Here is a 24186-nt window from a genome sequence, read left to right on the forward strand (position 1 = left end):
TAGTAAGATTTCACCATGGAAAAGAAATTTATCAAACAAGTCATGGCAACATTCTTCATCTTCTTATTCTCGGCCTTAATGTCCAATGCATTTAGCAAGGATCTTTTGAAGCTCATTCAGTAACTGAACTTCTGACAACTAAACTTGTCGAAAGTAAAAACCAAGTATGAGTATCAACTATCTTTCAAAGAAATTTATTTTCTCATTTTAAGCAAGTGAATATTTATTATTTACAATGGTTTAGCACGAGTTTCTAAAGAAACTGACTTTTGTCAGTTATTTTATTTATAAATATTTATTATCTTTGTCCGATAATGCAAACATGTTCAAAATAAAACAGTTTGTAATATTAATAACTTCCGTCGCTTTCCTCTTAATAACATTAACATCATGTTCCGCAGGAGCTGATGAGGAAACCCTAAAGAAAGTAAGTATTGGCAATGAGCAGACTCCTCCGGGAGAACTCTATATTGATAATATTACGATCTTAACACCTGGTTACTACACACTTGGAGAGACGATTTCTATCTCGGTTAACTTTAACAAGGCCGCAACAGTCATTAGTGGCACTCCCCGACTTGAATTAGAAATTGGTGCCACAACTGTTTTTGCAGACTATGTCTCAGGAAGTGGAACTGATGAATTTACTTTTGAATATATCGTGGCCGCAACAGATAATGATAGTGATGGCATTTCTACGATCTCTCCTCTGGATGTTTCAAGTGCAACGATTGAAGACGATCAAGCAAATGCATTAACAGATACTTTTACAAATAAGAGCTTCCCTTCTGTTTTTGTGGACACCCAAGCACCAAGCTTTTCTTCTATGACACTTCCAGCTGATGGCAGCTATATCATTGATGATATCTTAAACTTTGCTGTAACCTTTGATGAAAGTGTTGTGGTAACAGGAAGTCCAAGAATTGAACTACAACTAGATAGTGGTAATGTCTTTCTTGATTACAAAAATGGTTCTGGAACAAACACACTTAACTTTGAATATACAATCACAAGTGCTGATAATGACCCAACAGATGGAGTTCTTCTCTCATCTGCAATTGAACTTAATAGTGGAACTATTAAAGACGGTGCTGGCCATGATGCAAGCTTGGCCATAACTCCAGGTGATACAAGTGGAATCAAAGTGACAAATGATATTCCACATACCATAAGCTTTTCCATCAATAGCGGAGAAAGTGCTACAAATCAAACAAGTGCAACTTTAAGTATTACAGCATCAAATGCGAACGAAATGTATATTACAACAGATGCGAGTTGCTCGACGGGAGGAAGCTGGCAAGCCTATGCAACATCTCTTCCTTGGACTCTTTCTTCATTAAATAGCGTCAACAATGTCTATATTAAGTTTAGAACTGTAACGCTTTATGAGTCAGACTGCCTTAGTGACGACATCATTCACGATGATATCGCTCCAACGCCACCTACGATAAGCCTAAATACAGATGCAACAACAAGCGCCTCAGATTCATTTTCACTAGCAAGTGCTGACGGAACAGGAAGCTCAATTGCAGGTTATGAAGTGGCAATTTCAACATCTCCAGCAGATGCAGATATTTTGCCTGGAGCAAGTTATACACCCTTTATGTCTGCTTCATATCAATACACTGGTGTCACACTAACTGAAGGAGAACAATACTATCTCATCTTAAAAACAATTGACTCTGCAGGAAATGAAACAATCACCTCATCTTCTTCATGGTACGTCTTAGCACCACCAAATAAGATTAATAACCTTTCTCTAGTAGAGAGAACCACTGATTCAATTAAAATTGCTTGGACAACTCCAGATCCTAATGGGCCAGCAATTAGCGCGTATCAAATCGATTACAAAGAAGGAGTCGGAAATTGGCAAACAATCACGGCCACTCATACCCTAACAGACTTTACGCACACGGGACTTACACCAGACACAGAGTATAGCTACCGAGTCTATGCAACTAATGGTGCCTACAATTCTGAATCATCGAATATTCTAATTTCAGAAACGCTTCCGGATATTCCAATATTTCAATCCAATTATATGGCCGTAAATGTAGGAGGCGCGACTTCTTGTCGTCTCGTTTCCCTTGAAGATGGAAACTCTTTTGAACACAACGGAACACCTATCTCTGGAACTTTTAACAAGACAGACACTCATAGTTTCACTTGCGCTCAATTTGATACTATTGAGGCAACTGGGAAATTCTTTGTTGCAGGAAGAAGAAGTGACAGCAATAGCACTTCCGCAAGTAAGAATGCGAATATCGTTTGGAACCCAACAAGTTGGGTGGGAAAAAGCTTTCTCTTTAATCATACAAGACAAAGTGTCAGCAATATTTCAATTTATGCCTACACTGATTCTGAGATTGAAATCACAAGAAATGGTGCTGTCGTTACTTCTGCGAGCTTAGTAGCAGGAACTTCAACAACACTAACTGTTTCAACTTATGCTTCTTATGAACTCAACTCAACGGGATATATATTGGCCTACATGATGGCAGGAACTGGTACTGATCACGTGGACCCAAAACCTCTTCTCCCAACGGCCACTGATATTATTGGCTTTCCTTCAACAACTGGAAATATCACAACAGCGGCAAGTAGCAATAGTGTGACAATTTACAACTCAGAGTCCATAACTCAAACGGCAACACTAACGGCCGGTACAACTTATGCACACACAGTAAGTGGAAATCGAAACCTCTATGACACACAAGCAACACGTATTGTTTCAGACGTATCCATTCCAATGATTGGAAATTCAACAGCTGACTCAAACGGATACTGTGCAGCACCATTTGTACCAACAGCATTAATGAAGAACTCATTTGGAATTAATACCAATGCTGACTTTGTGGCCTTCACTTCCCTCTCTCCAGCTGTTATCACGGTGATAGATGGAAGTGATGGAACGAGCTCGACCATTACCCTAACAAGAACAACTGATGAGGATGACGTGCCTTACCGAGCCTATCTAAGTACCAATATTGCCTCTGGCTCAGTATTTGAGTCCCCTGACAAATTTCAGGCCTGGTATCAACCTAATAATAATAGTGCAAGTGGTGACGAAGATGAGACCGTATTATTTGGTTGGTAACAACGTGCAAAAAACAAAGAAAGAAAGTGATAAAAATCTAACACTTTCTAACTATTAAGCTTCATCTTTTGCTTTGATGTTTCTTTTTCACTAGAATTCCTTATCTCACAAATCAGGGTAAGGAGTTCAAATGAAAAAGATCGCAAAAATTACGTTAACATTACTTTTAGCATCTTCGGCCTTATCTATGGATTGTATCGGTTCTAAGAGATACTTAGATGACAGAGGACAATCTCAACTTAAAGAAGTGAAATTAGAAAGAGCATTTGATTATACAGATGCAAAGATTCACGCAGATATCGACGAAGCATACTTCGTTTTCACAAAGTACGACGAAGAACAATTTGTCGCTAAAATCACATTTGGTCCCGACTACACTCAAGGGATCGTCTCAACAGCAACATTTGACCAAAACAGCCGCTTTGAGCTAGTTAGCGTTGATGGTGCAACTGTTTATAAGCTGGTTTGTACTAAGTAAGGTACGCGCCACCTTTTCGAGATTTAAATAAGTTAGCGAGTAATTTAAGTCCTAGACAAGAAAGTCGAAGCTAATAACTAATGTCTTATTAAATTAACTAATATATTTAGAGCTAGAAATTAGGCTTACTTAAAATAGTTGGCCAAAGTAGGCCTGTTATCGACTTTTTGAACAATATAAATTTTTAAGTATTTGAAATTTCGAAAAGGTGGCGCGTACCAAAACTAACTTTCCCATTGCGCCTGAGGCAACAAAGCCGACATAAACGTCGGCTTGTTGAAGTATTGATTCATTCCAAATGGTGGGGCGCTATAGCCGCGTCAAATCTTGGCTTTGCCAAGATGCCGCGGCTATTCCCATTCAATGGTACCAGGAGGTTTTGACGTGATGTCATAAACCACACGAGTGATGCCCTTAACCTCATTAGTGATGCGATTTGAAACACGAGATAAGAAAGCGTGTGGCATATCAGTCCACGTCGCAGTCATCCCATCACTTGAGTTAACCATACGAAGACAAATAACTTCTTCATATGCACGGCCATCACCTTTTACCCCAACTGTTTTTACTGGAAGTAAAACAGTTAGTGCCTGCCAAGTTGATTCGTAAAGATTATTCTTATGTAGCTCTTCAAAAAGGATTTGATCACTTTGCTGAACCTGAGCGATGCGAGTTTCAGTAAGCTCACCTAGAACGCGAATTCCAATTCCTGGCCCAGGAAATGGATGACGATGAACCCAACCATGCTCAAGTCCTAACTCCTCACCCATCTTTCTAACTTCATCTTTAAAAAGATAGCGAAGTGGTTCAAGAAGTTTGAGATTCATTCTCTCAGGTAGCCCACCAACATTGTGGTGAGATTTAATTGTTACTGACTTTCCATCTTCTTCATGTGGAGAAATTGATTCAATAACGTCTGGGTATAAAGTACCTTGAAGAAGGTATTCAAAATTAATTCCGTGGTTTTCTTGGTATTCTTTTACTTTCATCTCAAAGATATCAATAAAAGTTTTACCAATGGCCTTACGCTTATCTTCAGGATCAGACTTACCTTCCAAGTTTGCCATAAACTCGGCCTTGACATCGATCACTTCAATATTAAGTTGAGTTTTTTCTTTTAGCGTTTCAATATGCTGGTAATCTTGTGGACGAAGAAGTCCATGATCAACGAAGAAGCAGTAAAGATTATCTCCGATTACTTCATGTGAAAGTTGTGCTGCGACAAGAGAGTCAACACCACCAGAGAAAGCGCATAGAACTTTTGATTTTTCAATTCCACGTACAAGCTCTTTTGCTTCTTCAAGCATCTCTGTTGCATCCCAATCTTTTTCAAGCTTGGCGATATCTTTAAAGAAGTGATTTAGGATATCCTTCCCGTGTTCGCTATGTTCAACTTCGGGGTGAAATTGTAGCCCCATCATTGGGCGCGTCGTATGCTCAATCGCCGAAACAAGTCCATTTGCTGATTCCATCACAAGGTTGAAATTTTCAGGAAGTTTTGAAATATGATCAGAGTGAGACATCCAAACATTAACTTCTTCTGGAACACCATCCATTTTAAATCCATTAATTAAATGAATCTTCGCATGGCCATACTCACCGATTGTTCCCTTCTCAACGACACCACCAAAGTATTTACCCATAAGCTGCATACCGTAGCAGACACCTAGGATTGGGAGATTTTCATCTTCAAAGACAAAGTCATAATTTGTTTCATCTTCAAAAACAGATTGAGGGCCACCTGAAAGAACAAGAGCATTTGGCTTCTTGCCTTCACTGAAAAGTTCACGGGCCTTTTTCACAGTGATGATCTCACTTGAGTAACCTAGCTCACGTGATTTTCTTGTAATTAGTTGTGTGTACTGTGAACCAAAGTCCACGATCCAAATTTGTCTTGCACTCATATTTTTATTTCCTATTTTTCAATTTGATAATTTGGCGCTTCTTTCGTAATCATAATGTCATGTGGATGACTTTCTTTAAGAGATGCTGCCGTGATTTTCACAAACTGTGCCTTCTCTTGCATTTCAACAATTGTTGAAGCTCCAACGTAGCCCATACCACTTCTAATCCCACCATTTAATTGATAGATATTTGAAGCGAGACTTCCTCTATATGGCACCTGCCCTTCAATTCCTTCTGGAACAAGTTTTTGATCATCAACATCACCTTGGCCATAACGATCTTTTGAACCAAGCTTCATTGCTCCAAGAGAGCCCATACCACGGTAAACCTTATAAGTACGACCTTGATAAAGAACCATCTCACCAGGCGTTTCATCACAACCAGCAAACATAGAACCTAACATGACACAACTTGCACCAGCGGCAAGAGCTTTTACGATATCACCTGAGTATTTGATCCCACCGTCTGCAATGAATGGAATCCCCGCTTTAAAACAAACATCAGCACAATCCATAACGGCAGAAAGTTGAGGAACACCAATCCCTGCAACAACACGAGTTGTACAAATTGAACCAGGCCCAATTCCTACTTTTACGCCATCAACTCCAGCATCAATAAGTGCTAAGCAAGCTTCAGGTGTAGCAATATTTCCTGCGATAATATCAACACTTTGGTCTTTAGGGATTAGACCACGAACAGTTTTCACCATTCCAATTACACCTTTTGAGTGGCCATGAGCTGTATCAATAATAATACAGTCAACGCCTGCTGCAATAAGGTGCTTCGCACGCCCAACTTCCTTGTCGCCAACTCCAATGGCCGCTGCAACTCTTAGGCGCCCAAGAGCATCTTTATTTGAATTTGGAAAATTAATACGTTTTAGAATATCTTTAATTGTAATTAGACCCTTAAGCTTTCCGTTCTTACAAACAATTGGAAGCTTTTCAATTCTGTTCTTATGAAGAATTTTTTGGGCCTCATCTAATTCAATTCCCTCAAGAGCAAAAACCAGCTTCTCTTTTGGAGTCATGATATCTTTCACTTTCTGATTTAAGTTTTGTTCAAAACGAATATCACGACTTGTAAGAATACCAACAAGGTAGTTCTCTGAATCAACAACTAAAACACCAGTAATCTTATTCTTACTGGTAAGTCTAATAACTTCTTCCAGTTGCATTTCAGGATTTACTGTAATTGGATTGAGAACGACACCTGATTCAAACTTCTTCACCTTCTCAACTTCCCAGGCCTGATCTTCTGGTGTCATATTCTTATGAATAACACCGATACCACCTTGTTGGGCCATAACGATTGCCGTCTTGGATTCTGTTACTGTATCCATAGCAGCTGAGACGATTGGAATATTTAAAGCAATATTACGTGAAAATTTTGTTTTTAGTGAAACATCTCCTGGCAAAACTTCTGAATAGCCTGGCTTAATTAAGACATCATCATAAGTGAGGGCCTGAGGAATTTGTGAAATAGACATACGACTGATCCCATCTAAATAGTTAAAATATAAGCAAAATAATTGCTTATATTTTAACTGAGATCATTTTTTTATCATACCGGGATTTTTTTCTTAGTAGGCTTCTTTATAATCCTGACTATAACTCTCAAGATCATTTATTAGGCTGTTTACAGCATCACTGTGCTTTTGTTGACTTAAATACTCTCTTCTTAGTGAAGTCTCGAATACATCATTCTTAACCTCTTCATCAACTGGAGATGGAACCGATGCTGGATTACGTAATGATTGAGGTTTCTCTGGTCTAAACTTACGTTCAGGACGTACTCCTTCTTGAGGAGCTTCCCTCTCATACTCACGCTCTTTTTGCATTTGAGCAGGCGCCTTCTCTTGTGAAGCAGGAACCCTAGAGTTAGGGCCATAAACATTAACTTCGACATCAGATTTTGTTTTATAGTCTGGCTTAAATTTCTTTACGACTTTCTTCTTAGGAGCTTCTTTTGCCATCTCCTTAAGTTTTTCTTCATAGAATTGTTCAAGACGAGTTGCTCTCGCCCCACCTTCAACTCCAACAGAAGCAATATCACGACGAGTTTTTACTGTATGAGATTGTCTAACAACAATTTCACCAGGTTTATTTGAAACTCTCATATCTTCTCTAAGAGTAACTGAAGCTGTCGATCTTTTAGGAGTCTTATTATAAAGCTCTTGTGAGATCTTGTTATCCTTATGTCTTGGTGCCCTTGCAACTAGAGTGCGTTCATTCATCGGCTTAACCGCAGGAAATAAAGACGTCACCGCTTCATATGCACTTGAAGAAATAGGTGTTGGAACTCTTGGCGCTCCATTTTCATAATCTTCTTTAACAAAAGAGAAACGGCCTGGGCCAACTTGCTCTTTCATAAATTCGTAAACATTATTATTAATTGTATGAGTTCCTGTAATACTTAGAATTTGTGTCTTTCCATTTTCTGGATCATAAGAAGCAATATACTCTCCACTATCATAAGAGATTGTTGCATTTACTGTTTGAAGCTGAAATTTATCATCTGTTTCTTCAATTGACTTAACCCAAACATATCCAGATTTAAGCTCAACAATTTTATTAAGCATTGAAATATAACTTGAACCTGAAACATGATATTCGTGATCAAAGTAGTCTCTAAAAACAAGTTCAGCACCTACCTCAGTAAAAATATCATCAAAGTCATAGATGAAGCTACCTGCATCCAATTTCTTAGTTTGTTGATTACTAGTAACAAAAACATTTCCCTGCACTCTCGCAACGACGGCCCTTGGTGTTTTTGCCGCTTCGGCACCAAGAGCGAGACTTGAAATAAATGCTAAGATTAGAAAACTAGTTCTTTTTATATTTCTGTACGATTTTCTCATAGTGCCCACTTAGGATATTCCATTCAGGAGTGTTTCTATATTTCTTTCTGAATTCTTCTACTACTGCGAAGAATTCGTCTTTACGATTTTGCTTTAAATAACTCATACCTAGCCATAGCTTTGCACCTAGGTAGTATTTTGAAGTAGGATACTTCTTCGTTAAATACGTGAAGTACTTCTCACTCCAATCATAGTGCTTTCCAGACTCATAGCTTGCAACACCGGCCTGAAATAGGAAGTCAGCATCAAGCTCTTTTGAATTTGGGAAGTTCTTTGTATATGCATTGAAGAATTGCGCACTCTTTTCATAATTCTTTGAATCAAATTCTTTTTGTGCAATTGAGACCATTTCCTTAGCGTCCCACTTGTACACGTCATATTTAACGAGATCATTACTGTCCACTCGAGCAACGCTTGCAATTGTTCTCTTTGTATAACTCTCCTTCTTAGGAGCCTTATCTTTCAGTTGTGTTTCGAGATAGTAATTCTTGCTTTCAAGAGTTTTGATTTTGTAATTAGCTTGCATAAGCTTATTATTCATCTCTTGATTCTCTTTTGATAAAACTAGAATCTTGTCCTCTAACTCGTTAATGGCCTGGGCGCGTTTTTCAAAATGCTCCACATAGCTACACGATGTTAGCGACATCAATGCAAGTCCAAAGAATAAAGAATTAACGGTTTTCACTTTTTTTTCCTCGTTATTAGTACCTCTTCGCTCATCTTTTCGGATAATGGACTAAAATATTTAGCAAAATTTGCAACTACGTATTTTCAAGGATTTACCAATGTGAATGTTAAGATCTTTTCACAATGTTAAGGAAACAGCTTTTATCGTCAAATCTTTGTCAATTCCTAGATTTAGCGTCATGCTTTAGCGTATAATACCGCTAAGGTATGAAATTAATTAAGAAATTTTAAGGAAAAAATAATGTACAGAATCCTACTGGCCCTTGCCATCACCCTCTTTGCCTACGCCGATAAAAAAGATTACTCAGACCTACTCAAGGCCCAGGTAACAACAATTGAAAAGGACAGTAATAAGTACTTAACAATCAACTTAAGAAATAAAGATGGTTGGCATACGTACTGGCAAAACCCAGGTGATTCAGGACTAGCAACTGAAGTTGAGTTTAAACAAGGTGGCGATAAGATCGTGCTTGATTTAGTTGAATGGCCAACACCTCATAAATTTATTGAGAAAGGTGATATTCAAACCTTTGGTCATAAAGGAGACTATACTTACTTTTATTATTTAGGAAATTCATTTGATAACGCAAAGAATTTTGAAGTCCATTTAAAGTATTTAATTTGCCACGATATTTGTATCCCACAGGAAAAGATTATTAAGGGTGACTTTGACGGCGGGATCTTTAAGTCGAAAGATAATCAGATTCAGGTAGCAAATTCAGAAATGGAAAAAAGATTTAATAATCTTCCAACACTAAGAGAAACTCCGACATACCTAAACCTTCAACTAACAAAGTATGAAGGAGGACTAGCTCTCGTCTACAATATTACAGGAGACAATCAAAAGCTTAGTGCCGGACAAAATGTCTTAACACCTTATACGACAAATCCTATTAGTTTTAAAAGAGAAGCTCTTTATAAAGACACAAAAGGAAATCACTATGGCCTCTATCAACTAGATTGGGATGGTGAATACCTAGAACCTGAGTACCCTTTACCGGCCGATGGACGTTTTGTTGAACCTCTGGCCTTTAAATTTGTTTTTAATGACCCTGTTATTGGTGAGACATACCGAGTTGATTTCGATATTAATTCATTTGGCACAAACGAAGAATCTTTCAAAACATTCTATTCGCGTCTGACTAAAGTTAATAATGACAAAGCTGTTCAAGACGTAAAGATTGTCAGTAACGAGGAAGGCTCTTCTTCCCTACCTTACTTTTTACTAATGGCATTTATTGGTGGTTTGATCTTAAATATTATGCCTTGTGTACTACCTGTTATTTCTTTAAAACTATTTGGGCTTATAAAGCATTCAAATGAAAGCCGTTCAAAAATATTAAAACATAACCTATTCTACTCACTAGGTGTTCTCGCAACATTTGCAGCACTTGCTCTTACCGTTGTAGGGCTAAAGTCATCTGGAGAACAAATTGGTTGGGGCTTCCAACTTCAATCACCGATGTTTGTTGCCATCATGGTTTTTGTCATTTTCACAATGGCACTTAATCTCTTTGGGTTATTCGAATTTAAAACTCCAGGGGGAACAAAACTTGGAAATGTTGAAGTTAGGAATACTTTCTACGGAGACTTTATTAGTGGTGTCCTAGCAACAATTCTTTCAACTCCGTGCTCAGCTCCATTTCTTGGAACAGCACTGACTTTTGCTTTTTCAGAGTCTAGCACAAATATCGTAATGATCTTCTTAGCAATTGGATTCGGTTTAAGTGCTCCATTTATCCTAACAGGTATCTTTCCGGCACTTATTCGCTTTCTGCCAAGACCAGGAATGTGGATGGATCATGTTAAGAAGCTTTTAGGGCTAACTCTTATTCTTACAGTTGTTTGGCTACTTGATGTCTACTCAGCACTTGTAGGCTCTCCTGTTGCTATGATGTACATTAATTCGGCCCTTGTTTTTACTTTCTTCCTTTTCTATATGAGAAAACATATGACGAAGAAAGTAATCACAACGTTACTTATCATCGTGCCTGTTTTCTACTTAGGTTACTCAGCGATTACAACACCTCTAAATACTGGTGGAAATGGAAACTCTCTTATTGAAGATAAGAAGAGAGAAGGCCTTAATTGGACAAAGTGGACACAAGAAGAAATGAATAAGCGCATTGATCAGAAGAAGCTTACGTTTATCGACTTTACTGCCCGTTGGTGTATCACTTGTAAGGTAAATGAAAAGCTTGTCATCAATACTGATTCATTCAAAGATATGGTTGCTGAAAATCAAGTCGACCTTCTACTTGGTGACTGGACACGTAAAGATGAGGCCATTGGAAAGTGGCTAGAGTCGCAAGGAATGGTTGGAGTTCCGGCCTATTTTGTTATCAATGAAAATGGTGAATTAATTAAACTTGGTGAAACCATTACACTTGGAAAAGTAAAGAAAGCCCTAGGTGTTAACTAACCAATAAGCTTTGCAATTGCTCCTGGCGCAGTGTTTGCTTGCGCTAGGAATGCTGTTGCAGACTCCATCTTAATCGAATCCAGGGCCTTTGCCGCTGTCGCCTTAGCAATATCTGTATCTTCTATTTTTGATCTTGCCGCTTCTGAATTTTCATAATTGTGTTGTAGATTAACTGTCGTACTCTCTACCCTCTTCATTGTTGAACCTACTTTGGCACGAGAGTGAGAGATCTTATCAATTAAAGCATCGGCCGCTCCCATCGCTGACCTTGCCCCTTCTTTTGTAAGAACATTTTGACTGAGTAATTTGCGATTAGAAGTCATGACATCACTGATATTATATTTAATACGATCATTTTTTTCAGAGTTACGAATTCCAATTTGCATCTCTAAATCACGGCCACCATTTAAAAGCTTTGTTCCATTGTATTCTGCATTTTCTTGAATACGAATGATTTCACGAGCAAGCTGTTTAAATTCACGATTTGTATTAATGCGGTCACTGTCATTATAGGTATCAGTGGCCATTTGAATTGAAAGCTCTTTTAGGCGAATTGCGATATCTTGCATACTCCCCATCGTTGCATCTGCAACTTCAAGCATTGAAAAGCTATCATTTGAATTTCGCTGGGCCTGGAGATTGGAACGGTTTTGGGCCGTCATCTTAAGAGATATCGCTGCACCGGCCGGATCAATTGCGGCCTGATAAATGCGCTTTGCACCTGCTAGTTTGCGAACCTCACTCGTTTGGTGATCGTTCACTTCACTTAGCATCCTTTGCGCCAGCTGTGATGTGACATTAGTCCCTACTCTCATCCCTGAAGACTATCCTTTAAATTTTGAGATCCCTTTCCACCATGAAAGAGTCTACTACTTAAAATTTATCGGAAAAAAATGCCCAAAGTTTATACGTCTGAGTAAAAAACTTTGGGCACATGTTTAGTTTGAATTGAGAGTTAAATTAACCTAGTACTTTAGTATCTTATTTAACTAGCTTGCAATTTTTTGGTCGCGATACCAGTTTTTAAAAGCAACTAAGACATCAGAAGCTGCTTGGTATACATTATCTCCTTTGGCCTTTTTGTGGAACTGATGCTTGTGACCGTTCACATTGGCCGAGAATACATATTCTGGACCTTTCTTATCGGCCACGAACTGAATATGACCCACATTCCTAAAGTCGTTTGAAATTCCCTTTAACTTTTTAGCTACATAATTCTCAAAAGCAGCTGAGTGATCAACGTTATGAAAGCTTAGTTCGTAGTTCATAGGACCTCCAATTTTTTCCTGTGTTCCTCTATGGATATATAATATCAGGCCAGCACAATTAATTATCTGAGCTATGTTAGATTTCTGTAAAATTCTCTAAAAGTAATAAATTGTTTGAATTGAGCATATCTGATCAAAATATTTTAGTGTTCTCATGGCCCCATTTTTATAATAAAATTAATATGTTTTATAATAAAGGAGACGCAATGCGCTTATATGAATACATCCAACAGGGTGGTCTAATTATGTATATTCTACTATTTATCAATGTAGTGGGATGGGCAATCATGTTATCAAAAGCTTATTTTCTTTCAGTAGAGATGAAAATGACGGCACAGACATCAAATGATATTCAAAAGAAAATCAAAGATAATGGTGAGCACATGGATACTTCATCAACTATCGAGATTGCAAAGCAATATCTGGCCGGACATATTATGAATGTTGAAAAAGGTCTAAACACAGTTAAGATTATTGCTACGATTTCACCTCTTCTTGGACTTCTTGGAACAGTTGTTGGTGTACTTACGGCCTTCCATGTAATGTCTGAAACGGGACTTTCAAATCCAGCATCATTTGCTCAAGGTATTTCAATGGCACTTATTACAACTGTTGGTGGAATGATCGTTGCAATCCCTCACTTTGTTGGTCACAACTACCTACTGGGTTCAGTAGATAAACTAGAGACAAAGCTTGAAAAAGAAATTATGGAAAAAGTTCTATGAGTTCTCGCACAAAAAGAACAAGACAAGAAGCAAATGCTGACATCACCCCATTAATTGACGTCGTCTTTCTACTTTTAATTTTCTTTATGACTTCGACTGTATTTAAGAAGTCTGAGCTTGCACTTCTATTAAATCTACCAAAAACAGAATCAGGAGAACAAGCATCTGCAGATTCTAAAGTATTAACAATTGAATTATCTAAAGAAGAAGTTGCCATCGCTGGTAAGAAGTACACTGTCGATCAGCTTGATACAGAACTTGCGGCCATTAAAGATAAGAATAAGCCGATTGATCTTAGAGTTGACCAGGAAGTTCAATACTCGAGGCTAGTGCGTATTTTAGATGTTCTAAAGAAATACAGCTTAACTAACCTCTCATTAATTACTGAAAAGTAGATTTAGAAAAACCTTACATAGAAGAATACAAATCAATTAAATTCTGGGCCGTCTTACGACGATGAAATTTTTCAACGAAGTTACGGCCCTCTTCTACCATCTCAAAAGCAAGATCTGAATTCGTAAGAACATTAATAATTTGCTCACTCATCTCATGCTTATCTTTAGGATCGATATAAATCGTATTTGGGCCACCAGCTTCAGGGAATACAGATCCCTTAGAAGTGATGACAGGAGTCTTTGAAAAAAGAGCTTCAATGATTGGGATACCAAACCCTTCAAAGAAAGAAGGAAAAACAAATAAGTCGCTTCGCTGATAAAATGCCGGAAGGTCATCGTTAGTCACATTTGACAAAATCATGATGCGATCTTCAAGGCCTTTTGAGTGAATGTAGCTTTCAATTTCTTTCTTATAGCTACCACCATTTCCAATAATAACAAGCTTATGATTAATTGATTTTTTAATATCAGCATAGGCCTTAACGAGAGTTAGAACATTCTTATTTGGCTCGATTGCTCCAACATAGAGAATGAACTTGTCATTAACGCCATAGCGCTCAACTGTTGCAACTTGTTTCTCAACAGGGATAGGAGAATAAAAACGTGGATTACATGTTTGATAAACTACTTTAATTTTATTTGGGTCACAACCAAGATAATTTATTAAATCACTCTTCGTTTGCTCACAAATTGCTAGAACAACATCTGCAACTTCCGTAGCATATTTAATTTTTCGAAGATAGACCTGACGATCAAGCCACTTGAAATTTTCAGGAAAACGCATAAAGAGAAGATCGTGAATTGTCACGACACTCTTAATTCCAGTCTTCTCAATTCCATTTGGTAGCTCATGTGATAGGCCATGGAAAATATCAATTTCTAATTTCTTTGCTTCATCTGCAACCTTAAATGATCGCCATGCTGCTGGGAATTTCTTTGACCAAAAATCACTAGGCTTAACAATATTTAAATTATCGTATTGATCTAACCAGTGGATGGCCCTAGGGTCATCAAATTCTGGTGTAAAAAGATAATATGAGTTCTGTGTGTGATAGCGACTTAAACTTGCAATGAGGTCTCTTGAGTAATTCCCAAGGCCTCTGAAGTTATGAAATGCTCTCTTTGCATCAAATCCAATTTTCATTTGATTAGTATAAGGGAAAGGCAACTATTTGCCTATCCCTCACTTGGAACTTTTATCACTTGTCCCGCATATAAAGCAGATCCTGAGATATCATTTACTTTTTTAATCGTACCGATTGAAGTCTTAAATTTTCTAGCGATTGCAGTTAAGTTATCACCACGACGAACGCGGTATCTCTTATAGGCTACACTTGATGGTACTCTCGTTGTCGAAATCTTTAATCTTTGCCCAATGAAGATACGGCTAGACCTAAGGTTATTTAAAGATTTAATTTTCGAAACACTTACACCGTATTTGCGAGCTATGTCAGAAAGGTTATCACCTCGACTAACCTTATGTGTAACAATCTCACCTTTTGAATGATACTTAAGTCTTTGACCCACAAGAATCTTTGATCCTCTGATACCATTAATTCTCTTTAGATCAGTTACTCTAACACCAAGACGATTTGCAATAATTGATAGGTTGTCACCACGTCTTACTTTATAGACACCGTTTGACTTCTTACCATTTGAAGAGCTTGCAACTTTAATATACTTGCGAGTTTCGTACTCTGCTAAAGAATCATAGTCCGTAAAGTCTTTAGAAGGTAGGAAAATACTTTGCGCATGTCTTCTCTTTACCTTCACCCATTTTCTTTTTAAGTCTGGGTTTAGAACTTTTAATGTTTTAACATCAACACCTTGAGCGCGTGCTAATTTATATAAGTCAAAAGATCCTCTAACATTTAGCTGCTTAACTTTTTCAAATGGACTATCTTTTGATTCAGTTATTTTCATCCCATATTTTGCTGCATTATTATAGATCTCACGAACAGCAGCAACTTTTGGAACATAGTAAATTGTTTCTGTAGGAATAAGCTTACGAGAGACAAGCTTCATATAATCACGAGTCTTACCTTTTCTGATTGCTCTGATAATTCCATACTCACCTTTGTTATACGCTACAAGAGCAAGCTCCCAAGAACCAAAGATATTATAAAGATCTTTGAAGTACTGGGCCGCGGCCTCTGTTGATTTGATGATATGAGTTCTTTCATCAACATAACTATCAACTCTTAGCTTATATCTCTTACCTGTCGCCTTGATAAACTGCCATGGGCCAACTGCTGCGGCCTTAGACTTAATAAAAGTGTTATAACCTGATTCAATTAGGCCGACGAAGAATAGATCCTCTGGAATCCCATGAGAACGCATAATTTTTTCAATCACATTACGGTAGCGGGCACCATTATTAACATAGCGTAGAAAGAGGTCCCTTTCTTTTTCAGTAAAATACTTTACCCAAAAGTCAAAGTGCTTTTGATGATAGTGAAGCTCAAGCTTATCCATATTATTAATGGTATAGGCCTTTACACTCCCGACATCTTTTGATTTATACTTTACGACTTCCTTTACAATCACTTTTGGATTTTGTCCGGGTGCTTCACCAACATAAGTAGGCTTAACATTCGCACATGATACAAGAATAAATAAAGGTAATAAGATATTGATTTTTTTCATTGGGCTCCCAAAAAGCTTCCATACAGGTTTACTGTAATTCTACCAATTTACATATCTTACTATTTTAAATGAACACCACAATTTTTCGAGGGGGGGAATTTAATTCATATTAGACAAAATCACTTTTCCTTTTTCCCAAATAACGTGAGGTTCTGAATCATCTTTTAACTTTGTAAAACCATCAAAATCAAAATAATCAAAACCGTATGCGATATTAAAAAGAGACGCGATCCCTACTGTCGATTCAACCATACAGCCAAGCATTGTCTTTAGTCCAAGCTTCTTGGCCTGCTGTAGTTGAGCAAAGGTCTTCATAAGCCCATTTGCCTTTGATGTTTTTAGAACAACACCATGACAAAGGTCTTTAAATGGATCGAGGAATCTGTGATCTTCAATGCCTTCATCGAGAAAGACATCAATCGGTGATTTTTCTTTTAATTCTTTATATAGATCAAATTCATTACGATAGAGAGGCTGTTCAATAAAGAGAACATTCTCATCTTCAATCAGAGCTAAGTGCTCAAGTAATAAATCCAGATTATTTGCATAAGACTCATTAGCATCAAGAACGAATACACGATTTGATTCGTTAATCAGCTCAACTTGAACTGGGAAGGTCTCGTGAGTAATCTTAAGCTTGATTACACCATTAGTATCCGCCTCCTCAAGAAGCTTTCTTCCCTCTTCCAAAGAGTCAAAGACAGGAAATGAATCAAGAGACTCAACACTCTTAACAGTATTAGTTCCAAGAATTTTCCAAGGACTTAGCTCAGTTGCTCTAACTAGATAATCAAGAAATGCCGTTTCAACTCCTAGTCTTAGACGAGGAACATGAAAATCATATTGGTCAAGGTACTGAGTTAATTCATTATATTGAACGATTCCTGCCGATTCATAATCTGATGCAAATCGCTCAAGTTCTAGCTTTAAGTCTTCAATGCTAATATCTTCTTTTGACCCGTAGCTAATCTCTCCATAACCTTTGTAATCACCGTTCTTGAGTGTTACATAAATGATTTCCTTGGCCAAAACCTCAGCTCCAGAAATCTTCCATGGTTTATTTAAGTTAACTAGTCGTGTATCTATTGCCCATTCCATATTATGCCTTAAAGCGTTAAAATAATTATTAAAAAGACTAAATTATGTTACCAAAAATAATTTCAAATATCACACTAGCATTTATTGCCATTGTCTTGGCCTACATGCTTGCGCCTCTTTTCAAAGAATTCTTTGATGGAATTTTTAATCCTCACAAGAAAACCAATAAGTCTCACTCCAAAGAAGAGTTCGATGAGATGGTTAGAAGAAAGATTGAAAGAATGTCAGTCTCTGGTAGCTCGGCCCCAAGTGAGTCCCAAACGTCTAATTCGACAAAGAATGGTCAACGAACTTTATTATCTTACTTTGAAGAGAAACAAATGTTTGCAACAGATGAAGATTTAAAATTCTTTCAAGGGCTTCTCTCCTCTCTCCAATGGGGTGATTTCAAGGAAGGAGAAGAGATTTTAAATCGATTACGAAAAGACTATAAATTCGATAAAGAAGAACTAAATGCGCTAATTAATCCCTTTATAAAGCAGTTCTTCTCTAAAGACGAGCTACTGAAACTTGGAAAAGTTAATCAGTCAAAACTATCTAAAGAAGCTTTTATCTCTTATGCAACAACAGTGTTTTTATTTCAAAACTTAGATCGTGTTGAACACAAGCGCTATGATAAGAATATCCTTACTTTCCTAATTGCCTACTCCGCAAAGTCTGCAAACCAAGTGGAGATAATTGAGGGCTTTATAAATCAAGAGCAAATCTCAATGCCAAGAAGAAATGAGGCCCTGTTTGAAAGTATGACTAAGAAAGTAAATGCTTCATATGATGAACTCTTCGCAATTTTCCCTATTAATGAAAGTAAGTTAAGTGGCGAATTTAGTTCACTAAATGAAGAAAGTGACCGAAAAAAGAAGTATAAGAAATTAGTGCAAACATACCATCCTGATAAGTGGAGCACCAAATTTAAATCAAAGATCATTGATGATCGCTTAAATGAAAATTTTAACAAAGTACAAAATATCTATAACAAGACCAAATAATTTAGTTAGAGAGAAGTAGAAGATGCAAAAAAGAAAAGAACAAATCATCAACAATATCGAATGTGAGCTTATTAGAATTGTCAGTGAGACCAATGGTATCTCTTTAAATGACACTCTTGAGCTACTCGTTCACTCTCCTAGTATTCGTGACAACCAACTACTAGAAAAGCCCGTTCTTGAATTCATGAAGCTATTGTCTTCTTTTCAAATTGATGAAGTTGATATTGAAACTCTCCTAAATCACCCAGTCTCAGATGCGGTCTTTAACTTCTTTCAAAAGTTTCCAATTCCATACTATGAAGAACATATCCACTTAACAGGCTCTCTGAATGCAGAGTTTATCTATCCAAGACTTAAGAAGCTATTAAGTGGCAAGAATAAGAAAATCTATGAGAAGAGGATTGCGGAAGTATACGGAGAGGACGCCATTCCTATCACTTGTGTCGAAGATGTGGATAACCTTATCCGTCTTAAAGAAGGTGAACAATTTGCGACTTACCTTCGTATTCTATTTTTAGCAAAACTTATTCTGACTTCAAAGAAGGCACACCAAGACGCTGCCTATCATATGGCAAAAGAGTTATACGAAAATTACAACGTTGGAAGTATTAGACTAAAGTTTACACTTTCTCGTGCTTCAAAGATGGATGCCGAACAAATCCCAGGTATCGGCGAAGTGACGGAAGAAGATGTTGTCCTAGGTCTTTATGAAGGCTTTAAGAAGTTTGAAAAAGAAGTACCAAGCTTCAAGTTCATCCTCTCTCCTTCATTTAGAAAGGAATTGAACTTCTTTGATGATACAAATTTTGAAACTAAAAAAGAACATTTTGAACACCAAGTAGATGCTCTCTTAGAGATCTTAGAGAAATACCCATACTTAAAAGAGAATCTCGTTGAAGTAGATACAGTTGGAGACGAGAAGGCCCTTTACCGTAAGGCGCATTTTAAAGAGCTTAAAAGTGGCCTGCGTAAGCTTCAGTATCGAGGATTAAAGATTCGCTCACACCACGGTGAAACATGGCTTACATTAAAGAAAGGTATTCAATCAGTAGATAATGCGATGAATATTTGGCATATCGATACCCTTGAGCACGGACTAAGCCTTGGTATCAATCCAAATTATTACTACCACCGCCTTTTCCAAAGAATTGTTGAGGTAAATGCTAAACACCAAGCAATTGATAAGAAGTCCACAGAAGGCCATGAGCTAGAAGAAATGGAATGGGAGTCATATGCTATTGGTGTGAAAAAGAAGCTTTTTAAAGGAGAGCCTCTAACTGCTGATGAAGTAACTTTATTTTTAAAGACAAAATTTCACAACGCCCGTGAAGTTGAGCACTATCAACACGATATTCTTAATCGTATTATTCAAAAAAGTGTTTCTCTAGTAGCACTTCCTTCTTCAAACCTTAAGCTAACTGGAGTCTTTCCAGACTTTAAGGACCATCCATTTTCTTGGTGGGAGAAAAAAGGTGTAAGACTAGGAGTTGGAACAGATAATTACATTACTCTCTCAACAAATTTCATTCGTGAGATGCTTATTCTCCTCTACTCAGACCCTAAGAATCTTAAGATTACAAAACTTTTGATGTTAACAACGAAGGAGTCAAGAAGGCCATATATCAGTAATCTTCTTTGGGAAATGCGAAAGAGATACGCTAAGTAAGGTATTAAAAACACATAATACTAAACTTTTTCACACGGTCTTCCGACAAGTATCTAACTATACGATGAAGGAAGATATAAATGGCGTTTGAGTATACTCATTTCAAGTCACTAATCAATGTCGCAATTGATAATAATGCCAGTGACATACATATAAGGGCGGATGAAACCCCTTGCTTTAGAATTAGCGGCGATATGGTCGCTGTTAAATCAAACAAACTACTAACACAAGAAAGTATCTACGATATTCTTCGTCTACTTATCGGCGATAAAGATCAACAAGAACTAGAGGAAATTAAAGACCTTGATGGATCATTTGATTTTGAAAACAAGTGCCGACTAAGATTCAACTACTTTAAATTCAATAATAAAAATGGCCTCGTTTTTCGAGTCATAAAAAAAGACATTCCAAGCTATAGGCAACTAGGTTTAAGTGATTCTCTTAAGCAAATCATTCGCGCAAAACGAGGACTTATTCTAGTAACTGGGGCAACAGGATCTGGAAAATCCACTACCCTTGCCAGTATGATTAATTATATCAATGAGCGCCGAGCAAAGCATATCATTACAATTGAAGACCCTATTGAATTTATCCATGAACAAAAGAAATCTCGTATTACTCAAAGAGAGCTTGGAGTTGATACAGATAATTTTGAAGACGCACTTAAATTTGCACTAAGACAGGACCCAGATATAATTTTACTGGGAGAGCTTAGAGATCAAAAATCAATTGAAATTGCCCTAAAAGCAGCAGAAACAGGACACCTCGTCCTAGCAACAATTCATACAACAGATGCCATCTCGACTATTAGTCGTATTATTTCAATGTTTCCAGGGGAAGAACAAGCGGATGCGAGGAAACGCCTTGCAGACTCACTCTATGCTACAATTTCACAGCGTATGATTCGCTCAAAAAAATCATCTAACGGAGTTCGTGTTGCACAAGAGATCATGGTAACAGGTCCAGGTGTAAAAGAATGTATCCGCGGAGATGAGCCATTAGATCGTATTATTCCTATTATTGAAAATGGTGGAACTAACTCTGCAGACATTCCTTGCCAAAGCTTCGATCAAGCAATTCTAAATCTTCTTGAAGGTAATTATATTACTGAAGAAGATGCTTCTAAAGAGGTTCGTAGTGCAAGTGACTTCATGAGAAAACTTATGCTGACAAAGTAGTGATCTCGAATGCTGCCTCAAGAATAGAAAAGGCCCTGGTGGGGGCCAGGGCCAATCCGTCTAACGCGAATTAGACTAACTTGATGTGAGGATAGTAAGAAAAGACTTACATGGTATTTATTATTCGCCATTTTTCCCTTTTTATTAAGGGGAACAATTTTCAGACAATAAAAAGTAAAAGGCCAAGTACTTATGACTTGGCCTTACTTAATTTTAAATATATAAAAAAGTTGAAACTTTTACTCTTTTTTACCTTAAAAAATTATTTTTGATGTGACAGAATTTCTGTTACGACTTTATCGACGAGCTTTTTAGCATCGTCGCATTGAGTTTTCCAATGAGCGTGATCCAAGTTAGGATCCTTATTCATAAGTAATTCACCTAACGCTTTCGTACTATCATTAAATTTTCTAAGTAACTCAACTGATAATTGCTCATCATCCATGTCTTCAAGAACTGTCATCACTCGATCAATATCTGAATTATCAATTAATTTATTTAAGTCCATTTTTTATCCTTATTATTTCTTAGCTTGCTGAGCAATCATATCACGCATAATATAGATTGCCTCTTCTAAACCTGCATCTTTACGTAGTGAAGAAACCCACTCTTCTTTACGTTGTTTGAAGTCTTCCTTCCACTGCTTTTCTTCGCCTTTCTTTACAGTTTCATGTGACTTTAGAGACTCTTCAAAATGAGTTACGTTTAGATTCATATTTTCTTGATCTAGTTTTAGATCTTCCAACTTCTTCTTATTCGCTTCCTCTTCTTTCATCCAAGAGTCAATATTAAGTTTAAGCTCAGTTTCTTTACGTCTCTTCTTTAGATAAGCTACACTTTCCTGAATCTTCTGCATACGCTCATCTTTAGTAACACGTTTTTGAGAAGCTTTGATTAGCTTCTTCATATTGTATTGTTTACCAGGCCACTTTTGGAATTCCTTAGGCTTAATCTGATCCCACTTAAGAGAATAAGTTAAGTCTTGTTCACGATTTTCAGCATATGACATTGGATCAGGAATTACAATATCAGGAGTTACACCTTTATACTGAGTTGAACCTCCATTTACTCGGTAGAACTTTTGGATTGTAAGCTTTAGCGCCCCAAACTCTTGTCCCATCATTTTATTTAAACCTTGATCTAGGCTATAAACAACTTGAACAGTTCCCTTACCGTGAGTAACAGCACCACCAACAATAACAGCTCTCTTATAGTCTTGCATTGCCGCAGCTAGAATTTCAGAAGCTGATGCCGAGTAACGGTTTACCATAACAATTAGTGGACCACTATATTCAACACCTGGATCAGTATCAGCTAGTGTCTCAACTTGGTTTAAGTAGTTTCTAGTTTGAACTATTGGCCCTTCCTTAATGAAAAGCCCAGACATAAGTTGTGCATCAGTTAAAGCACCACCACCATTATTTCTAAGGTCGAGAATAACGCCATTAACTTTTTGCTTCTTTAATCTTTTAAGCTCTGCTCTAACATCATCAGTACAGTTAATTGTTCCATTAAACTCACGGTAAAATTTTGGAACGTTGATATAACCAAACTTCCCTTTTACACCCTTAAGTTCAAGAACAGATGACTTTGCAAATGAAGCACCAATCTTAACAACGTCTCTTGTAATACCAATTGTCTTTCTTGATCCATCGGCCTTCTTAACGTGAAGTTTTACAACAGTTCCTTTTTTACCACGAATATATCTAACGGCATCATCAACTCTCATTCCAACAAGATCAACTGGTTCTTTCTCAGAACTTCCTTCACTAACAGCAAGAATTAAATCATCAACTTCAAGTTCTTTTTGTCTCCATGCGGCCCCACCAGGAACGATTTCAACAACTTTAATATAGCCCTCGTCTTCAGATAAAACGGCACCAATACCTTCTAGTTGCCCAGACATATCAATATCAAAATCTTCTTTTCTCTTTGGAGCAAGATAAGCTGTGTGCGGATCAAATACAGCACCAACTGAATTATAGAAAAGTTCCATATAGTCTTCTCTAGTATCTTTAAGAAGTCTTTCAAAGTATAAACGATACTTCTTATCAATCGCTTCATGTGCCTTAGCAACGATTTCTTTTTCAGTTAGGATTTTTTCAGAGCTAAGATTCTTCTTCTCTTTTTTCCCATTCTTTTTCTTATTATTCTTTTTAGGATTCTTTAGATCTTCTTGATCTTCCTTCATCGAAATATAACGGGCCATTACAGATTGCTTATAAGTTAGACGCCAGTTTTTTTCAAACTCACTCTTATTCTTAGCAAAGTGTCTCTTTTCAGGATCAAGCTCAACAACTTCATTTCCGTAGAAGTTAAACTTCTCTTTGAACATTTTCTTTCTCAGAGCATCCGCTTCTTGAATTCTTTGAGTTTTAATCTTCATTGCATCAAGGACAAGTTTATAATTCCCCGATCGCATTTCATCATCCATTAAAGATTCGTACTTCTTAAGTTCCTTAACGTCTGTGTCATATAGGAATTGCTTTGAGTAATCGACTTTTTGAACGAATTCTTTGAATGCATTCTTAGAAAGATCATCATTTATTTTTAATTTCTTATAATGAAGTTTTTCGAGTACTTCGATTAATAAGTTTCCTAAAACTTGATCTTTATTGATGCTAAAAATTCCATTTTCAGCTCTTAAGACAAATGGCGTTGATAAAAGAATGAGACCTAAAAATAGTCCCAACGACTTTCGAAATTTCTTGTGCATTGAAGCTCCAATTCTAATAATATTAGGTAGTTCCTAAATTATATTTTAAAGCCTCTTTA

19 protein-coding genes are annotated in these 24186 nt (G+C 37.1%); 8 read left to right on the plus strand and 11 right to left on the minus strand.

All coding sequences use genetic code 11. The features are described from left to right. The first annotated feature begins 322 nt into the window (after positions 1-322). The gene (locus ABMA72_RS15285; RefSeq protein WP_393057798.1) at positions 323-3097 is read left to right on the plus strand and encodes a fibronectin type III domain-containing protein; all 2775 of its coding nucleotides are present in this window, start codon (positions 323-325) and stop codon (positions 3095-3097) included. A 130-nt stretch (positions 3098-3227) separates the two neighbouring features. After that, positions 3228-3575 (plus strand): hypothetical protein, encoded by a 348-nt coding sequence (locus ABMA72_RS15290; protein ID WP_392860085.1) that lies wholly within the window; start codon positions 3228-3230, stop codon positions 3573-3575. Between the two features lie 350 nt (positions 3576-3925). Here the strand turns inward: ABMA72_RS15290 and guaA are convergent, their stop codons facing one another. The 4 genes from guaA to ABMA72_RS15310 all read right to left on the minus strand — a co-directional run bounded on the left by guaA (position 3926) and on the right by ABMA72_RS15310 (position 9025). After that, positions 3926-5479 (minus strand): glutamine-hydrolyzing GMP synthase, encoded by a 1554-nt coding sequence (guaA, locus tag ABMA72_RS15295; RefSeq protein ID WP_392860081.1) that lies wholly within the window; start codon positions 5477-5479, stop codon positions 3926-3928. 11 nt (positions 5480-5490) lie between these two features. Then, entirely contained in the window at positions 5491-6969 is a 1479-nt protein-coding gene (guaB, locus tag ABMA72_RS15300; protein WP_393057800.1) for an IMP dehydrogenase, read from the minus strand. Positions 6970-7062: 93 nt separating this feature from the next. Then, positions 7063-8340 (minus strand): hypothetical protein, encoded by a 1278-nt coding sequence (locus ABMA72_RS15305; protein ID WP_393057802.1) that lies wholly within the window; start codon positions 8338-8340, stop codon positions 7063-7065. After that, positions 8306-9025, minus strand: coding sequence for a tol-pal system YbgF family protein (locus ABMA72_RS15310; RefSeq protein WP_103219163.1), 720 nt, complete (start codon positions 9023-9025; stop codon positions 8306-8308). Before ABMA72_RS15310 ends, ABMA72_RS15305 begins: the two co-directional genes overlap by 35 nt. Before the next feature lie 243 nt (positions 9026-9268). On the opposite strand from ABMA72_RS15310, the gene ABMA72_RS15315 reads away from it, so the two are divergent. Continuing rightward, complete coding sequence (locus ABMA72_RS15315; protein WP_393057804.1) at positions 9269-11449, plus strand: cytochrome c biogenesis protein CcdA; 2181 nt, start codon at positions 9269-9271, stop codon at positions 11447-11449. On the opposite strand, the gene ABMA72_RS15320 is transcribed toward ABMA72_RS15315, so the two are convergent. After that, entirely contained in the window at positions 11446-12264 is an 819-nt protein-coding gene (locus ABMA72_RS15320) for a flagellin (protein ID WP_392860073.1), read from the minus strand. The genes ABMA72_RS15315 and ABMA72_RS15320 overlap by 4 nt on opposite strands. A 174-nt stretch (positions 12265-12438) precedes the next feature. Next, on the minus strand, positions 12439-12717 hold the full coding sequence (locus ABMA72_RS15325) for an HPF/RaiA family ribosome-associated protein (protein ID WP_392860072.1): 279 nt from the start codon (positions 12715-12717) through the stop codon (positions 12439-12441). A gap of 206 nt (positions 12718-12923) precedes the next feature. On the opposite strand from ABMA72_RS15325, the gene ABMA72_RS15330 reads away from it, so the two are divergent. Continuing rightward, positions 12924-13442, plus strand: coding sequence for a MotA/TolQ/ExbB proton channel family protein (locus ABMA72_RS15330; protein ID WP_392860071.1), 519 nt, complete (start codon positions 12924-12926; stop codon positions 13440-13442). After that, on the plus strand, positions 13439-13837 hold the full coding sequence (locus tag ABMA72_RS15335; RefSeq protein WP_392860070.1) for an ExbD/TolR family protein: 399 nt from the start codon (positions 13439-13441) through the stop codon (positions 13835-13837). Before ABMA72_RS15330 ends, ABMA72_RS15335 begins: the two co-directional genes overlap by 4 nt. Positions 13838-13850: 13 nt before the next feature. Here ABMA72_RS15335 and ABMA72_RS15340 read toward each other — a convergent pair whose 3' ends face one another. The 3 genes from ABMA72_RS15340 to ABMA72_RS15350 form a co-directional block, all read right to left on the minus strand. Next, positions 13851-14981, minus strand: a complete 1131-nt coding sequence (locus ABMA72_RS15340) for a glycosyltransferase family 4 protein (protein WP_393057806.1) — start codon at positions 14979-14981, stop codon at positions 13851-13853. Positions 14982-15013: 32 nt separating this feature from the next. Beyond that, positions 15014-16483, minus strand: coding sequence for a LysM peptidoglycan-binding domain-containing protein (locus ABMA72_RS15345; protein ID WP_392860067.1), 1470 nt, complete (start codon positions 16481-16483; stop codon positions 15014-15016). A 99-nt stretch (positions 16484-16582) separates the two neighbouring features. Continuing rightward, positions 16583-17581, minus strand: a complete 999-nt coding sequence (locus ABMA72_RS15350; protein ID WP_392860066.1) for an enolase C-terminal domain-like protein — start codon at positions 17579-17581, stop codon at positions 16583-16585. Between the two features lie 44 nt (positions 17582-17625). Here ABMA72_RS15350 and ABMA72_RS15355 point away from each other — a divergent pair, with 44 nt between their 5' ends. The 3 genes from ABMA72_RS15355 to ABMA72_RS15365 all read left to right on the plus strand — a co-directional run bounded on the left by ABMA72_RS15355 (position 17626) and on the right by ABMA72_RS15365 (position 21411). Then, complete coding sequence (locus ABMA72_RS15355; RefSeq protein ID WP_392860065.1) at positions 17626-18567, plus strand: hypothetical protein; 942 nt, start codon at positions 17626-17628, stop codon at positions 18565-18567. 22 nt (positions 18568-18589) lie between these two features. Next, complete coding sequence (locus tag ABMA72_RS15360) at positions 18590-20233, plus strand: hypothetical protein (protein ID WP_392860064.1); 1644 nt, start codon at positions 18590-18592, stop codon at positions 20231-20233. A gap of 80 nt (positions 20234-20313) precedes the next feature. Next, a complete protein-coding gene (locus ABMA72_RS15365) occupies positions 20314-21411 on the plus strand; it encodes a type IV pilus twitching motility protein PilT (protein WP_393057808.1) in 1098 nt (365 codons plus the stop codon). 262 nt (positions 21412-21673) lie between these two features. On the opposite strand, the gene ABMA72_RS15370 is transcribed toward ABMA72_RS15365, so the two are convergent. Then, positions 21674-21919 carry a hypothetical protein gene (locus ABMA72_RS15370; RefSeq protein ID WP_392860061.1) on the minus strand — a complete coding sequence of 82 codons (246 nt, stop codon included), beginning with the start codon at positions 21917-21919 and terminating at the stop codon, positions 21674-21676. 12 nt (positions 21920-21931) lie between these two features. Beyond that, positions 21932-24127, minus strand: coding sequence for a carboxy terminal-processing peptidase (locus ABMA72_RS15375; protein WP_392860060.1), 2196 nt, complete (start codon positions 24125-24127; stop codon positions 21932-21934). Positions 24128-24186: the final 59 nt, after the last annotated feature.

The organism is Halobacteriovorax sp. CON-3, from assembly GCF_043196995.1.
GTDB lineage: Bacteria > Bdellovibrionota > Bacteriovoracia > Bacteriovoracales > Bacteriovoracaceae > Halobacteriovorax_A.